Below are 15,828 nucleotides of genomic sequence, written 5' to 3' on the forward strand. Positions count from 1 at the left end.
CCTGGCACCCCGCGCCGAACAGCACGGGGGCCGGAGGTCAGGCGCCGGCCTTGTAGTCGGCGTCCATCGCCGCCAGGACCTTGTCCGGGGTGGACTGCTTGCTGAACACCTCCTGGAGGCCGCTCAGCATCGTCTGCTGGACCTTCGGGTTGGGCCACAGCTGGTCCATGAACGGGACCGTCTTGTTCCGGTTGACGAACCCGGACAGCTCCGTGAGCGACGGGTCGAGGTGGTACCCCGTGTCCGCCAGCGCCGGGAGGCCGCCCTGCTTCTCCGCGAACAGGTTCATGCCCTGCGGGGACATCACGAAGCTGATGAACTTCATGGCCAGCTCCGGGTTCTTCGCCTTGGCGTTGACGCCGTAACCCGCGCCGGCCGCCGCGGGGATGATGGTCTGAGCGGGGTCGTCGGTCGCCGGCACCGGCTTGAGCGTGAAGGTGCCGCTCGGATTCTGCTTCTTCAGCAGCGAGATCACCCAGTTGCCCTGGATGATGCCCAGCGTCTTGCCGGTCGCGGCCAGCTTCTGGCTGGCCTCGTAGCTGGTCCCCAGCGGGTTGTCCTGGAAGCAGCCGGCCTGGTCCATTTCGCCGTACTTGGCGAACGCGGCCGCCCACGGCGAGCTCGCGAAGGACGTCTGCCCCGCCGCCATCTTCTTCTCGAAGTCGCGGTCCGGGCCGTACACCAGCGTGGCGGCCAGCGGGTACAGCGCCACCTGCGTGACCCAGTTGTCCTGGATGCCGAGCGCGAACGCGGGCGTGCCCTTCCCCTTGGCCGCGCGGCAGAACGCGAGCAGCTCGGTCCACGTCGCCGGCGCCGCGAGGCCCGCTTTGCCGAGCGCCTCCTGGTTGTAGACCGCGCCGATGCCATTGATCCCGTAGATCGCGTTGTAGGTCTTGCCCTGGTACCGGGCGACGTCGCTGACGACCTCCGGGAACTTCGCGGCCCACGGCTGGTCGGACAGGTCACGCAGGTAGCCGCCCTTCGCCAGGACCGTGACCGTGCCCGGGTTGCCGTTGCCCGGCCACACCGACATGACGTCGGGGGCGGTGCCCGAAGACAGCTGGGTGCGGATCTGCTGCTGGAACTGGTCGGCGCCGCTGGTCGTGAAGTTCACCTTCACCCCGGGGTTCGCCGCTTCGAAGGCCTTGACGACGTCCTCGATCGAGCCCTGGTCGACCGAGGCCAGCGAGAGGGTGGTGGTGTTCCCGGTGCCCGTGGCGTTGGTGCCTCCGCTGCAGGCGACCAGCGTGGCGCCGGTCGTCACGGCCAGCAGGACGTGGCGGATCTTCATGGCTGCTCCTTCGGGAAGGTGGCGGTGACGACGTGGCGGCCGGAGGTCAGCCGGAGCGTGGTGCCGGTCCGGGTCCCGTGCTCGCTCGCGATGCTCGCCGGGTCGGTCGTGGGGACTTCCAGGACGGCGGTGGTGCCCGGCGGGACCACCGCGGTGACGGTGATCCGGTCGCCGTCGAGGGACCAGCCGCAGGCGACCCGGCCGCGGGCGGTTTCCTGCTCGGCCCGGGCCCAGGTCAGCGTTCCGCCGGGCAGGGGGCGCAGCAGGAGTTCGGAGTAGGCGACCGATGAGGGGGTCTGGTCGATGCCGGCGACGCGGCCGAAGAGCCAGTCGCCGACGCTGCCGAGGCTGTAGTGGTTGAACGAGTTCATCGCCGCGGCCTGGAACCCGCCGTGCTCGGTCCAGCCGTCCCAGCGCTCCCAGATCGTCGTGGCGCCCTGGCGGATCGAGTAACCCCAGGACGGGAACTCCTCCTGCTGCAGCAGGGCGTAGGCCAGGTCGGCGCGGCCGTGGTCGGCGAGCACCGGGCAGAGCAGCGCGACCCCGACGAACCCGGTGGTGAGCCGGTTGCCGCGCTTCTCGACGTCCGCCGCGAGGTGGTCCACCGCGGCCCGCACCAGGTCGTCCGGGACCAGCCCGAACGCCAGGGCCAGCAGGTACGCGGTCTGGGTGCCCCCGTCGACCGCGCCGTCGGAGTCCACGTAGGACTCGATGAACGCGGCCCGGATCGACGCGTGCAGAGCCCGGTGCCCGGCCGCGACGTCGGCCCGGCCCAGCACCTCGGCGGCGTCGGCGACGATCTGGGCGCTGCGCGCGAAGTACGCGGTGGACAGCACGTCGCGGGGGGTGGTGACGTCGATCTGGAGCCAGTCGCCGTAGGAGTTCCCGGTCCGGTGCCGCCAGCGCAGGTCCGGGTTGTGCCGGCGGATGTGGGCGACCCAGGCGACCATCGCGTCGAAGCACCGCTCCAGCACCCGGCGGTCGCCGTAGGTGCGCCACAGGTGCCACGGGACGATCACCCCGGCATCACCCCAAGCCGGCGCGGCTTCGCGGGGCATCACGATGCGCGGGGCGACGTCGCCGAACGCGCCGTCGGCGTCCTGGCCGTCGACGACGTCGGCCAGCCAGCGGGCGAAGAACGTCGAGACGTCGGCGTTGCGGCTGGCCGTCGGGGCGAAGATCTGGGCGTCGCCGAGCCAGCCGAGGCGCTCGTCGCGCTGGGGGCAGTCGGTGGGCACCGCGACGAAGTTGCCCCGCTGGCCCCAGGCGATGTTGGCCTGCAGCTGGTTGACCATCGGGTCGGAGCACTCGAACGACCCCGTCCACGGTGTGTCGTTGTGCAGCCCCCGGGCCACCACATCGTCCGGCGAGAGGGCGTATCCGGTGACTTCCAGGTACCGGAAGCCGTGGACCGTGAACCGCGGCTCGAACACTTCGAGGGGTTCCCCGCCGCAGACGTAGCTGTCGGTCGCCGCGGCCCGCCGCAGGTTCGCCACGTACAGCTCGCCGTCGTCGAGGATCTCGGCGTGCCGCAAGACGATCCGCCGTCCGGCCGGCGCGGCGCGGACGGTCAGCCGCACGCGGCCGACCAGATTCTGCCCGAAGTCGACGATGCACCGCCCGGGTTCCCGTTCCACCACCGAGATCGGCACAACCTCCCGCGTGACGCGGATCGGCGCGTCCGGTTCGGCCACCAGCGGTCCCGGCTCGGTGCCCAGCACGGCCACCGGCAGCCGCGGCCCGTCCGCGGCGGACGCGTCGACGTGCTCGCCCATCAGCAGGTCGGCGTACCGGATCGCCCCCGGTCGCTCGGTCCAGGCGGCATCGGTGGCCACCACCTGGCGCGAGCCGTCGGCGAAGTCGACGACCAGCTGGGCGAAGAAGCCCGGGTGTTCCCCGTAGTGCCGGGCGGGCCGGCGCTCGTCGAACCCGGCGAACCCGGACCACCAGCCGTCGGCGACCAGCGCACCGAGCGCGTTTCCGCCGTTCCGCAGCAGCGAAGTGACGTCGTAGGTCTGGTACTGGAGGCGGTGGTGGTACTCGGTCCACCCCGGCGCCAGTTCGACGTCGCCGACGCGCACGCCGTTCAGGGACGCCTCGTAACTGCCGTGGGCGGTGGCGTAGAGGCGGGCCCGGACCGGTTCGCGCGTCAGCTCGAACTCCCGGCGCAGGTCCAGCGGCGGTTCGGCGAGCGGCTGGTCGTGGTCGGTCGGCGGGTCGAACCCCGGCTGGGCGTGGGCGTCGCGGCCGATCCACGCGGCCGTCCAGTCCTCGCGGTGCAGCAGGCCGGTCTCGAACCAGCTCTCCCCCGCCCCCGCTGCGGCGCCCGTCTCGTCCCAGAGCTCGACGCGCCAGTGGTAGCGGGTGGCCGAGCGCAGGACCGGCCCGTCCCACGGCACCAGCACACCGTCGCCGGATTCCCGGCGTCCGCTGTCCCACAGCAGCCGTGCGGGGTCGTCGAGATCGGCCGCGCGTTCGGCGGCGGTGATCCGGTAGGCGCTCTGCGCGGCACCGGGCCGGTCGCTCGACAGTCGCCACGACAGGCGCGGGCGCGGCTCGCCGAGGCCGAGGGGTTCGTGCCGCTGTTCGGTGCGCAGTCCGTACGGCATCAGCGTGTCGGTCATCCTTTGAGCCCTCCGGCGAACCCGTTGATGATGCTGCGTTGCAAGGCGAAGTAGACGGCGAGGATCGGGACGATGCTGATCACCAGCGCGGCGAAGATCAGGTTCCAGTCGGCCACGTACTGGCCGACGAACCCGGCGATGGCGACCGGCAGGGTCTGCTGGGCGCCGCCGCTGAGGTAGAGCAGCGGGGTGAAGAAGTCGTTCCACACGGCGACCGCGTTGAGCACGAGCGCCGTCACGGTGACCGGTTTGAGCATCGGCAGCACGACGTACCGGAAGCCTTGCAGCGTCGTGCAGCCGTCGATCAGGGCGGCGTCCTCGAACTCGCGGGGCACCGCGCGCAGGAACCCGACGTAGAGGAACGTCGTGAACGGCACCTGCAGCCCGGAGTAGAACAGGATCAGCGCCCACGGCGTGCCGAGCAGACCGAGGTCGCGCATGGTCTGGTACAGCGGGAGCGCGGCGAGCTGGAACGGCAGCACCAGGCCCACCATGATCAGCAGGAACGTCCACCGCGACCAGCGGGCGGCCACTCTGGCCAGCGGGTACGCGGCGAGCGCGGAGACGGCCAGGACGACCACCACGGACCCCACGGTGACGAGGACGCTGTTGGCCAGTGCGCCGCCGAGCGCGCCCTGCTGCCAGGCTTGGGTGAAGTTGGCGAACGTCGGCGAGGTGGTCGGCGCGATCGGCGACGAGGTGTCCGAAGGCGGCCGGACGGCCAGGTTGACCAGCACGTACACCGGGAAGGCGAAAACGAGCCCGACGGCGATCATCACCAGCTCGAGGGTGAGCGTGCGGGCGCGGTAGCGGTTCACGACGCGGCCTTCTCGGCTCGCGACAGCCCCAGGTACTGCCCGGTGGACGCCACCGAGACGATGACGGCCAGCACGAGCGCCAGCGCGATGCTGTAGCCGAATTCCCCGAGGGTGAAGGCGTCCTTGTAGATCAACGTCGAGAGCGTGTCGGTCGCGTGGCCTGGGCCGCCGCCGGTCAGGGCGTAGACCTGGTCGAACAGCTTGAGGCCGCCGATGATCGACAGCATCAGGTTGATCGTGAACGCCGGCGCGAGCAGGGGGCGCGTCACCGACCAGAAGCGGCGTACGGCGCCGGCGCCGTCGATGGCCGCTGCCTCGTGGATTTCGCGGGGCACCGACTGCAGGCCGGCCACGAAGATGACCATCGAGTAGCCGGCGTACTGCCACACGATCACGCCCACCACCGACCAGAGCGCGATGTCCGGGTCGCCGAGCCAGTCCTGCCGCCACGAGCCCAGGCCCACCGCGCCGAGCAGGCTGTTCACGGCCCCGTCCGGGCCGAGCAGGTTGCGCCACAGGTAGGCCGACACGATCGGCGTGACCAACGCGGGGGCGAACAGGAAGACCCGGAGCACGTTGCGGGACTTGATGATCGTGTTGACGCCCAGGGCCAGCAGGAGACCGAGCCCGTTCTGCAGGACCGTGATCGCCACGGCGATCACCAGCGTGTGCCAGATCGCCTGTTCGGCCGCGGGATCGTCCACCATGTCCGCGAAGTTGCCGAAGCCGGCCCAGGAGAAGTCCGGCGACAGGCCGTCCCAGTCGGTGAACGCGTAGTAGACGCCGCGGGCGCTGGGCACCAGCACCACGAACGCGAACAGCAGCAGCGCGGGCACGGTGAACCACCACGGGACGGCCCGCCGGCTCGTGCCCCCGCGGCGTCGGCCCGGCGTGGCCGCACCGGCGTCCGCGTGCCGGTCCTTGATGGCGACAGTCATTGGCGCCCACCTTGTTTGAACGTTTCAACCTTGCGACCAGCGAGTCCGGCCAGGATTGGCGAAACTTTGGGTAACGTTGCCCATCAATGAGTGCGGCTGACTCTAAGAGCCGCGCGGATGTGCGTCAAGACACCTCGTGCCGCGCTTGCGTGCAGCAGGTAACGTTTCCCATATGGACCGAGCAGCGCAGCCGCGTCGCGTGACGATCGTCGACGTCGCCCGCCACGCAGGCGTCTCGACGACAGCGGCCTCGAAGGTCTTGCGCAACGCCTACGGCGCGAGCCCCGCCATGCGCGAGAAGGTCCAGCGGGCGATCGAGGAGCTGGGCTACCGCCCGTACGCGGCGGCGCGAGGCCTGCGCGGCCAGACGTACACCATCGGCGTCATGCTGCCGGACATCCGGAACCCGTTCTTCCCGGAGATCCTGGACGGCCTCACCGACACATTGCGCGACACCGACTACCACGTCCTGCTCGGCCCCAGCTGCGACAACGAGAAGGACGAAGGCAAGCTGACGGACGCGATGGTCGACCGCGGCATGGACGGCCTCGTCCTGATCGCGCCGGTGATGTCCCAGGTGCGCCTCGAGCGCCTGGCCAACACGGTCCCGACCGTCGTGGTCGGCCGCCACACCCGCTCGGCCTGCTACGACACGGTGACCGACGACGACACGACCGGCGCCGCGCTCGTCGTCGACCACCTCGCCGACCTCGGCCACCGCCACATCGCCCACATCGAGCACCACGAGACCGACCCCGCCCGCCTGGCCGAAATGCCCAACGCGGTCCGTGCCGACGGATACCGGAAAGCCATGCAGGCCAGGGGTTTGCCGCCCGACATCGTGTCGACGACGTACACCCAGGAAGGAGGCTACCTCGGCACCCGGCAAATCCTCGCCCGCCCCAACCGGCCAACGGCCATCTTCGCCGGCGCCGACATCGTCGCCATGGGCGCGCTGACCGCGCTCAGCGAAGCGGGCCTGTCCGTGCCCGGGGACATCTCCCTCGCCGGGTACGACAACACGAGCTTCGCCGCGCTCGGCCCGATTTCCCTCACCAGCGTCGACCAGGCCGGCCACCACATCGGCACCGCCGCCGCCCGCCTGCTGCTGGAGCGCATCGCCGACCGGAGCAGGCCGACGGCCCAGATCAAGCTGTCCCCGACCCTGGTTCCGCGGCGCACCACGGCTTCCCCGCGCTGACCCTTCCCGAGCGTGGGCCGCCGGCCGGCGGGACGGCCCCGGTCGACAACTTGTCGAATCTCCCCGTTCGGCGGACAAGCGAGCCCGTTTCATGATTGTTTGTCCACGCACGTGTTCGACGAGAAAACGGGGGATACACAGTGAAGAAGAAGATCGCGGCCGCCGCCGTCATGGGCGCGCTCGCGTCGACGATCGCGTTCGCCCAGCCGGCCAGCGCGGGCGTCGACCCCAGGTACTACTACCAGTCCACCTGGGCGACACAGGACGAATGCCAGCTCAACGGTTACTCCGGCCAGCAGAACGGCCGGTGGTCGGCCTACTTCTGCTCCGCGTCGGCCTGGTCGTGGGACCTCTACATCAAGCCGTAGCCGGCAATGGGAACCCTCCACGCGATCGCCGCCGGTCCGCCTGCTGTGACACGGCTTCCCGAGGCGGCGATCGCGTGGGAGGACCGGGGCGGATCAGCTCAAGAGGTCCAGACCACCCTGCCACCGCTGCTGCCGCTGCGCGCGATCCTGCTCCCACCACGGAGTGCCACGTTCGCCCAAGGCGACCTTGGCGGTGTGCACCCGCGCCCGGGCCTCCCGCTCGGCTTCGGAGTCTTGAGCACGCCGGGCCGCGCCGACGTCCCGGCGAGCCCGCATCAGCAGACTGCGCAACCGGGCCGCGGCTTCCTCCGGGATTTCCGGATCGGTCGCTCGCCAGCGCCGGCCGTCGATCACGACGAAGTGCCCGTCGGGTGTGCGCTCCGGCTCAGCCATTCGCGGGCCCGCCCGGCCGGATCCTGATCGGGCCCGCCCACTCGCCATCCGGGTCGAGCAACCGGTCACCCTGGGTAAGCCGCACCTCGCCGGCCCGCGCGAGCTCACGGGCCAGTTCCCGGGCCTGTGGCAGCAGCGGCCGCCAGTCGTCCGCCAGCGCCCTGGCCGCATCGGACGGACAGGTGCTGCTGCCTTCGCCTCGCGCGGCAGCCAAGGCGAGGATCGCAGCCCGCAGCCGATCGGCAAGCGGCCCGGCGCCCAGAGCCGCCCGGGAATGAGCCGCCCCCGGTCCACCGCGCTCCCGGATCCGCTCCAGTTCTCGTCGTGGCCCCGGGCGATCGGTCATACGGCCAGGGTCGCACCGATCGCGTCCTCCCGCCGCCCAGGTAGATCGGCAGCGTGAAGCGCCGACGTCGCCCTGGACCCCGGACGAGAAAGCCCAGACCTGAGCTTGGGCTCGAACCAAGACGGGAGCACCCGGCGCCGGGTGGTACATCGCTGCCATCCGTGGGAAACCCATGGTGGCCACCGACGGCCAACTGCAGGAGGAAGCGCGCAGGAGCCGACGCCACCGTCCGGCTCGGTATCAGCCCGCTGCCCGGCCGTGCTGCTCCGTGCCGGGGTTGCCGTCGGGGTGCTGGTTGATCCAGGCCAGGCCTCCGAGGTCAAGGCGGTTCCGGGCCCGCGTGACAGCGACGTACGCGAGCCGGGCTTCGCCGGGCTCGATCTTGCCCGGGATCGGTTCCCCGTTGAGGTTCGTGTTCTCCGGGTCGACGGGCTCGGGGAAGTCGTCGGCGATGCGGACACTCGACCATTCGCGGCCTTTGGCGGCGTGCGCAGTCGAGACCACGACTTCGGCGTGGGTTTCGGCGGCCAGCCGGGAGAGGGTGTGCAGCACGACGTCCGCGCCGTGCTCGTCGATGACCTCCACGAAGGACAGCAGGTCGCGGCCGTCCGGGTCCCACTCCGCGTAGTCCTGGACTTCGCCCCAAGAGGCGAACAGCAGCAGCTCGGGGTGGCTGGTCCGGCGGCCGGCCTGCAGGTCGCGCGCGGCCTCGGCCAGACTCTGGAGAACAGCGGCGCGGCCGGCGAGCGCGACCCGGCGGCCCTCGCCGAGCAGGGTGAGGATTTCGGCCATCGCGCCTCCGTTGGTGCGACACAGGATCGCGTCCGGCTGCGCGACGGTTTCCACTCTGCTGGCCACCACGGGAGAGCCGGTGAGGCGGATCGGCGCGCCGGCGATGGCCAGCCACCGGTTCGCCTCGGCGGCCACGCCTGCCCCAAATCGGAACGAGTGCGACAACGCCAATTGGCGGCCCGCGAAGGCGGTCATGACGTCGCGGGCGCCGCGCCAGCCGTAGATGGCCTGCGCGGAGTCCCCCACCATGACCAGCTGGGCGTGCTCACCCTGGGCGAGGAAGACCCGCTCGACGACCGGGTTGGTGTCCTGCGCCTCATCCAGCAGGAAGAAGTCGCCGTAGAGCCGCGGCCGGGTCAAGGCCCACATCTTCAGGTAGTGGTCGTGCTTGAACGGCACCCGCCCGCGCTCGGGGTTCTGCAGGTCCGACCACATCCGCTGGGCGTAGGGCAGCACCAGCTGCGCGAGCTGGTCGTGCAGGTGTTCCTCGCCGATGCCCTTGAGCCAGGGCACGTGCTGCCGGGCGAGGGTTTCGTCGGCGGAATAGCAGTAGAGGATCACCGTGCGCTGGGCGGCATAGCACAGTGCGGAGGTGGTCAGCTTCCGCTCGCCGATCGTCACCTCCATGGTGATGCCCAGTGACTGCGCGAGTTTCGCGGTAGCCATCCGCGGGCGGTTGAGCCGGTCGTGGTAGCGGTGGCCGACCGCCTTGAACGCGAGGCTGTGCGCGGTCGAGCACGCCACGTTCGGGCCGAACCGGCGGCGCGCCTCGGTCGCGATGGCCTTGTTGAACGCCAGGTACCGGCCGCGGCGGCGGGTACTCGCTCCCAGCATCGTCAGGGTGGTCGTCTTCCCGGTGCCCGCGCCGGCCTGCAGCACCAAGTGCTCACCAGCGCGGAACGCGTCGACCGCGGCCCGTTGTTCGGACGTCGGCGGGCGTGCGGGCATCGGGTCTCCCCCCGGGAAGCGGCAGGTCGGGTAATCGAACGATTACACGCCGGTCCGACGGATTCGTACCGCCATCCTGGCCGTACATATGTTCGCGCCGCTCCCGACAGCGGGTGCCTGGAGCACCTGCCGACGGCGCCGGCTCGCGGGACGAACACCCAGGTCAAGGGCCATGATCGAGCCACACTGGCGGCGGCAGGATCAGGGGGTCGAGGCCCCTTGACTTCCCGATTTTGCGGTTTTACCTGCGGTTTTATATGCAGGGCGATCTTCTCGCTCGCGACAAAGAGCGAGCGGGGCTTTTGCTGGTCGAAACCTGTTTCTGTTCCAGCCGAATGAGGCCATGACGCCGGTGCCGAGCCGGGAGTCGAGCCAGCTCGCGTGGTTACGAGGAGACACTGTTCCGGCGGCAAGGCCGGCACGGGCTGCACTAGGACCGGGGCCGGATGTTGGCTCCATGCCAACGACGGCCGGCGCGCAGCAGGCCCGCGGTGAAGCACTGGACGATCGTAGAAATCAACACTGGATCACCCCGTCGACCGCAGACGCAAAGAAGGCCCAGGTCGATGACCTGGGCCTCTGCTCCCCCGCTTGGACTCGAACCAAGAACCCTCCGGATTATTGGTTCGAGTGGTTTCGAGTCGATGTCAGTCGATCTAGCTGGGATGTTTGCAATCGCTCATGCCCTCAGTCGACGTCAGTCGACCTCGTTCGACCTGCAATTTCGCCCTTAAATCGCCCCTAGTTCGACAGCAGACCCAGGTGTCTGCGGCGCGGCGTCCCTCAGTGAGCGCCGACGCACCTGCCAGGTCCGGCTGTTTACGCAACGTTGTCCTTTAGCTTGCAACGGCGCGCATCAGCATCGCCAGAGTGTTGCAATCTAGCGATCTACAGCGATTGGTTGAGTATGACTGCTGGACGTGTCGTACTGGTCGTCACCTGCGCGTTGGTGGCCGGCCTGGGTATGTGGATCGCGATCGCGCGATGGGAAGACGCCAACAAGGTCGCGACGGCGGCATCAGCTCTAGGAGCTGTTGCCGCTGTCGGCGTCGCAGTGTGGGCCGTGGTACGGACGCCCAGAACCAGCAGAGCGATCGTGGTTACCGACAGCGGCCGGGCCAAAGCGACCTCCAGGGGACACGCAGTCACCGGCGTCACGGGCACGGCCGGCCACGACTCGGTAACGGTAGAACGTACTGGTGATGCTGATGCGTTCGGAGGCGGAGACGCCGTCAGCGGAGTACAGCTGGACTGACGCATGCCATCGATGGGGTCGCGCCTGGCGTAGTGGGTGAGGGATGACGGACCGCAGGCAGCGGATCACGGTGACCGGCAGCGGCGCCGCGACCGCCACGCACGGATATGCCAACTCCGGAGTCCACATCGGCGACATCAACTTGCTGACCGGGATTCCCGTCAAGACTCGGTACCGCCAGCAAGTCCAGCGAATCGCTCCTCCCGACCTACGGGGCCGGGACGCCGAGCTGGCCAAGCTGGCCGATTTCTGCACTTCCCCGGCAACGGCAGGGACCTACCGGTGGCTGCGCGCAGGCCCATGGTCGGGCAAGTCCGCGTTGGTGTCCTGGTTCGTACTGCATCCTCCGCCGGGGGTGCGGATGGTGTCCTTCTTCATCACCGCCCGGCTGGCGGCCCAAAACGATCGCGGCGCGTTCATCGACAACGTGATGGAGCAACTGCTGACGCTGCTGGGCGAGGCACTCCCGCCTTTCTTGACCGAGTCCAACCGGGAAGCACACCTGCTCGGGTTGCTTGCCGATGCAGCCGAAGCCTGCTACCGCCGCGGCGAGCAGTTCGTCTTGCTGGTGGATGGCCTAGACGAAGATCGAGGAGTGGACGACAGGCCGGACTCCCACAGCATCGCCGCGCTCCTGCCGCCGGCGCTGCCCTCTGGGATGCGGGCCTTGGTGACCGGCCGACCGAACCCACCCATCCCGTCCGATGTGCCCGACTACCATCCATTAAGGGACGAGACGATAATTCGATCGTTGAGTCCCTCACCAGAAGCACGACAGGTTCAGCAGGAGACACAGCGCGAACTGAAGCGGCTGCTGCGCGGCTCGGTCGCCGAACAGGATCTGCTAGGCCTGGTAGCTGCAGCCGGAGGCGGCTTGTCCGCGCCCGATCTGGCGGAGTTAACCGGCTGGTCGCAGTGGGACGCCCAAGACCTGCTACAGACAGTAACCGGCCGGAGTTTTACCGCCCGCGACAGCCATTACCGCGCCGACGGACCGGACGTTTTCCTCCTTGGGCACGAGGAGTTGCAAGTCGCAGCATTGACAATGCTCGGTCCGGCTCGTGTCGCCGGCTACCGCGATCGCCTGCACACTTGGGCTGAGCAATACCGGGCCCGGCGCTGGCCAACCGGCACCCCGGAGTATCTGCTGCGCGGGTACTTCCGCATGCTTCAAGCTGCCGGCGAGTGGAAGCGCATGACTAACCTCGTCACCGACATCGCCCGGCAAGACCGCCTTCTCGACGTTTCCGGAGGCGATGCCGCCGTCCTGTCCGAGATCACCAGAACGCAGGACGCCATCTCCGCGCACGACGAGCCGGACCTGGTCGCCATGGTCCGCCTGGCCATCCACCGCGACCACCTCGTCGCACGCAGCAGCAACATCCCTACCGGCCTACCGGCAGGATGGGCGACCCTGGGCCAGCTCAGCAGAGCCGAATCGCTGGCCAACTCAATCCCTGACCTCCAATTTCGTGCGAGGGCGTGGGTGCTAACTGCGCAGGCACTATCGGCGATAGGAACCCCCCAGCGGAGTAACGAATTTCTCGATCATGCCGAGGCGATCGCGCGGTCCATCACACAGCCTGGACCGCAGGGGTGGGCGCTGATGTGGGTATCTGAGGCGGTCGCAAAGGCCGGTTACCATGAGCGAGCAGAAGCAATCATTCACTCGATCACCCAACCCACGCAGCAGGCACTCGCGTTGTCGTCGCTGGTTTCGACGGTGGCCAGTGCTGGTGACCATCACCGCGCCGAGACGATCGCGTGCTCTATCACCCAACCGGAGCAGCAGGCGCATTCGCTGACCATGCTGGCAATGGCAACGGCTAGCGCTGGCAGCCATGACCACGCCTACGAACTCCGTCGCCGAGCTGCGGCGGTTACCCGCTCAATAACGCATTCCGGCAAACAGGCGTCGGCGCTCGTATTGCTGTCTGGTGTAGCAGCGACGGCTGGCGACCACGATGACGCCGAAGCCCTAATCCAACTCATAGCCGACCCCGATAAGCAGGCGCAGGCGCTAGTCACGCTTGTTGGAACAGTCGCGAGGGCGGGCGACCACGAGCGCGCCGAAGCCATCGCAAATTCCATCGCAGACCACGGCAAGCGGGCCCAGGCGCTCATGGGCTTGGCCGGTGCGGCGGCCGCGGCCGGCGACCACGACGGTGCTGACGGACTCCGTCAGCGCGCCGAGGCGGTCGCGCGCTCGATGACCCAACCTGACCAGCAAGCATCCACGTTGGTGTCGTTGGCACGGCAGGCAGCCTGGCGCGGTAACCACGCTAGCGCCGAGAATATTGCCCGTTACATTACCCAACCCGATCAGCAGGTAGCGGCCCTTTTGTCGCTTGCTGAGGCATTGATCAGCTCCGGTGATCGCGAGCGAGTAAGCGATCTCCTTCAGCAGGCCGAGGCCATTACTAGATCCATCACCCACCCTGACCAGCACGCGTCGGCGGTGGCATCGCTGGCCAGGTTGGTCGCGCGGATCGGTGACCGCACGCGCGCCGAAGCGATCACCCAAACCATCACTCAGCCCGACCAGCAGACATCGGCGCTCGCGTCACTGGCCGAGGCGGCTGCCAGAGCAGGCGACCACGCTGAGGCGATCGCGCGCGTCATCGCCCGATCGAAGCGCCAAGCATCAGCCCTAGTGTCTTTGGCTGAGATCGTGGCCAAAGCCGACGATCACGAACGTGCCCATAGGATTCTTCGCCTCGCAGAAGAAGTCGCCCGCTCCATCACCCAACTTGGCCCGCAAGTATCGGCACTCGTCTTATGGGCGAGCACAGTCTCCGGCGCCGGGCACCATGAGCACGCCGTAACCATTCTTCACCTCGCCGAGACGATCGCCCGCTCAATCACCCGGCCAGATCAACAGGCGTCGGCACTAGTATTGCTTGCCGGAGCGGTCGCCAGAGTCGGAAACCATGAGCACGCCCAAAAAATCCTTCACCTTGCCGAGACGGTCATCCGACGTATCCCTGGCCGTGGTACGCAGGCATCGGCGCTCGTGTCGCTGGCTGTAGCGGTGGCCAGCGCGGGTGACCACCAGCACGCTGAAGTAGTCGCGCGTTCCATCACCCAACCTGACCAGCAGGCGCGGGCGTTGGAGTTCTTGGCCTTGGCAGCGGCGGGACGCAGTGAGCATACTCGCGCGGAAAAACTCGCCTACTCCATCACCCCACCTGATAAACGAGCCGACGCGCTGGTGTGGCTCGTCAGGATGTCGGCGGGCGGTGACCAACGGCGCGCCGAATCGCTCGCCTATTCCATCGCTCAACCGGACAAACAAGGTGAGGCGCTAGCGTTGCTGGCTGGCAACGTTGCCAGAGCCGGTGACCAGCAGCGCGCACGCAGCCTGTTCGGTCAGACCGAAGCGATGATTAATTCCATAATCCACCCTGACCGACAGGCATCGGCGCTCGCGGCTTTGGCCGGGTCCGCGAGCGACCTTGACGACCGCGAACACGCCGAGGCAATAGCCCGCTCCATTACCCAACCCGACAAGCAAGCACAGGCCCTCGCGTCACTGGCCATATCTGTGGCTAGGGCCCGCGGTCACGATCATGGCGAGGCGATTGCCCGCTCCATTACCCAACCCGACAAGCAAGCACAGGCCCTCGCGTCATTGGCCAGCGTGATAGCCAACGCCGGCGACCACGATCATGCCGAGGCGATCGCTCACTCTATCGACCAACCCGATCAACAGGCCTTTGCGCTGCTGTGGCTGGCTAGAGCTGTAGCCCAAGCAGGCGAATTGGACCGCGCAGAGGCGATCACCCGCTCTATCACGCACCTGCAACGACGGGCAGACGCGCTGCTGATGGTGGCCAAGCACAGTCCTCGCACACGCAGCCTTCGCGCGGTTGCGGAGGTACTTGCAATGTCCAGCTGGCACTTCCCAGTTAGTGACGTGTTGCGGCTCGAGCCGGATGCCGTTAGTGCGGTCACGGCTGAGCTTGCGGTTGCATGGAGACTCGAGGATCTGAACACCGCCACACAACCCGACGAGCAGTGACGTTGTCACGGTCGGGAAGCATTCGGTCACGACCGAGAAACCCGACCAAGGCTGATCAAGCTACGCCGATACCACACGCGTCGCAAACTCGCCGGACGGACCGAACGCACCTGGCCCGCGTCACCAGGTCTCATCCTCGGCTTCGACTATCAGCCTTCGGGAGCAACATGCGGCCTGTTCGCCGCCCTCGCCGTCGCGGCCATCAATGGGAGGCCAGCCACACCTGACCATCATTGACTTAACGCGGTGACTCACTCCCCCGAACGTTCGTCACCCTCGTCGCTACGAGATTCACCACCACCCGACGGAAGCTGCTCCGCCGCATGTCCACCGGGAAGGAACTCTTGCGGCCGTGACTCGACGTGGATGTTCATAGAAGGCGAGAAGCCGGCTGAACCCCGCACCAAATCGGCGACAAGCGCGTCTCTTGCTGCCCCGGGCTCCATGCTCTCAACCAGAACAATGCGCTCTATCTCACGTCTGACTGTTTCAACCTGACGATCAGCCTCCCGCGCACGCGAGTAGTACAATCCAGACACCAGGCCAGGCACAATTCCCATAAGGGAAAACACAATCCCTGAGGCGACCGCCCCAGTGGCGACTATCACCAGCCCAGCTAACACCAAAAGCCCGGCGACGGTGGCAGCAACTGCCGCGCCACGATCTCGCCGCCTTCTACTCGCGACGACATACTCGAAGTCTCGCTTGCGTAGGCTGTTCATAGCGACGAGTACGTCATCCGGAGTCCGCCTACCAGGGTCTGCTGCACCGATAGGTGACAGTTCAGTCACGCGGCCTGACTGGCCGGTGAGGTCATGATGGTCTCGTACTCA

General features: G+C 68.2%; 10 protein-coding genes. 3 read left to right on the top strand and 7 right to left on the bottom strand.

Going from position 1 to position 15,828, the window contains the following annotated elements:
- Window positions 1-37: 37 nt before the first annotated feature.
- Genes Q5425_RS29335 through Q5425_RS29350 form a run of 4 tightly spaced genes read right to left on the bottom strand, consistent with a single transcriptional unit; the run spans window position 38 to window position 5,671 of the window.
- Window positions 38-1,291 carry an extracellular solute-binding protein gene (locus tag Q5425_RS29335; protein WP_308675568.1) on the bottom strand — a complete coding sequence of 418 codons (1,254 nt, stop codon included), beginning with the start codon at window positions 1,289-1,291 and terminating at the stop codon, window positions 38-40.
- Complete coding sequence (locus tag Q5425_RS29340; protein ID WP_308675569.1) at window positions 1,288-3,915, bottom strand: family 78 glycoside hydrolase catalytic domain; 2,628 nt, start codon at window positions 3,913-3,915, stop codon at window positions 1,288-1,290. The genes Q5425_RS29335 and Q5425_RS29340 overlap by 4 nt, the downstream gene beginning before the upstream one ends.
- Window positions 3,912-4,733 (bottom strand): carbohydrate ABC transporter permease, encoded by an 822-nt coding sequence (locus tag Q5425_RS29345; RefSeq protein WP_308675570.1) that lies wholly within the window; start codon window positions 4,731-4,733, stop codon window positions 3,912-3,914. Before Q5425_RS29345 ends, Q5425_RS29340 begins: the two co-directional genes overlap by 4 nt.
- Window positions 4,730-5,671, bottom strand: a complete 942-nt coding sequence (locus Q5425_RS29350) for a sugar ABC transporter permease (protein ID WP_308675571.1) — start codon at window positions 5,669-5,671, stop codon at window positions 4,730-4,732. The genes Q5425_RS29345 and Q5425_RS29350 overlap by 4 nt, the downstream gene beginning before the upstream one ends.
- Before the next feature lie 172 nt (window positions 5,672-5,843).
- Between Q5425_RS29350 and Q5425_RS29355 the strand changes: the two genes are divergently transcribed.
- Window positions 5,844-6,872 (top strand): LacI family DNA-binding transcriptional regulator, encoded by a 1,029-nt coding sequence (locus tag Q5425_RS29355; protein WP_308675572.1) that lies wholly within the window; start codon window positions 5,844-5,846, stop codon window positions 6,870-6,872.
- Window positions 6,873-7,012: 140 nt separating this feature from the next.
- Window positions 7,013-7,240: a hypothetical protein gene (locus tag Q5425_RS29360; protein ID WP_308675573.1), complete on the top strand. Its 228-nt coding sequence runs from the start codon at window positions 7,013-7,015 to the stop codon at window positions 7,238-7,240.
- Between the two features lie 93 nt (window positions 7,241-7,333).
- Here Q5425_RS29360 and Q5425_RS29365 read toward each other — a convergent pair whose 3' ends face one another.
- From Q5425_RS29365 to Q5425_RS29375, 3 genes are all read right to left on the bottom strand, one after another.
- The gene (locus Q5425_RS29365) at window positions 7,334-7,633 is read right to left on the bottom strand and encodes a hypothetical protein (protein ID WP_308675574.1); all 300 of its coding nucleotides are present in this window, start codon (window positions 7,631-7,633) and stop codon (window positions 7,334-7,336) included.
- The gene (locus tag Q5425_RS29370; RefSeq protein ID WP_308675578.1) at window positions 7,626-7,940 is read right to left on the bottom strand and encodes a DUF3253 domain-containing protein; all 315 of its coding nucleotides are present in this window, start codon (window positions 7,938-7,940) and stop codon (window positions 7,626-7,628) included. The genes Q5425_RS29365 and Q5425_RS29370 overlap by 8 nt, the downstream gene beginning before the upstream one ends.
- 279 nt (window positions 7,941-8,219) lie before the next feature.
- Window positions 8,220-9,719, bottom strand: coding sequence for a UvrD-helicase domain-containing protein (locus Q5425_RS29375; RefSeq protein ID WP_308675575.1), 1,500 nt, complete (start codon window positions 9,717-9,719; stop codon window positions 8,220-8,222).
- 1,298 nt (window positions 9,720-11,017) lie between these two features.
- On the opposite strand from Q5425_RS29375, the gene Q5425_RS29380 reads away from it, so the two are divergent.
- Window positions 11,018-14,995 carry a hypothetical protein gene (locus Q5425_RS29380; RefSeq protein WP_308675576.1) on the top strand — a complete coding sequence of 1,326 codons (3,978 nt, stop codon included), beginning with the start codon at window positions 11,018-11,020 and terminating at the stop codon, window positions 14,993-14,995.
- The last annotated feature ends 833 nt before the right edge of the window (window positions 14,996-15,828 follow it).

The sequence above is a fragment of the Amycolatopsis sp. A133 genome (genome assembly GCF_031082405.1).
In the GTDB taxonomy this organism is placed as follows: Bacteria; Actinomycetota; Actinomycetes; order Mycobacteriales; family Pseudonocardiaceae; genus Amycolatopsis.

Coding starts and splice junctions, on each gene's coding strand:
- Q5425_RS29335 (WP_308675568.1), bottom strand. CDS start 1,291: ATGAAGATCCGCCACGTCCTGCTGGCCGTGACGACCGGCGCCACGCTG.
- Q5425_RS29340 (WP_308675569.1), bottom strand. CDS start 3,915: ATGACCGACACGCTGATGCCGTACGGACTGCGCACCGAACAGCGGCAC.
- Q5425_RS29350 (WP_308675571.1), bottom strand. CDS start 5,671: ATGACTGTCGCCATCAAGGACCGGCACGCGGACGCCGGTGCGGCCACG.
- Q5425_RS29355 (WP_308675572.1), top strand. CDS start 5,844: ATGGACCGAGCAGCGCAGCCGCGTCGCGTGACGATCGTCGACGTCGCC.
- Q5425_RS29365 (WP_308675574.1), bottom strand. CDS start 7,633: ATGGCTGAGCCGGAGCGCACACCCGACGGGCACTTCGTCGTGATCGAC.
- Q5425_RS29375 (WP_308675575.1), bottom strand. CDS start 9,719: ATGCCCGCACGCCCGCCGACGTCCGAACAACGGGCCGCGGTCGACGCG.
- Q5425_RS29380 (WP_308675576.1), top strand. CDS start 11,018: ATGACGGACCGCAGGCAGCGGATCACGGTGACCGGCAGCGGCGCCGCG.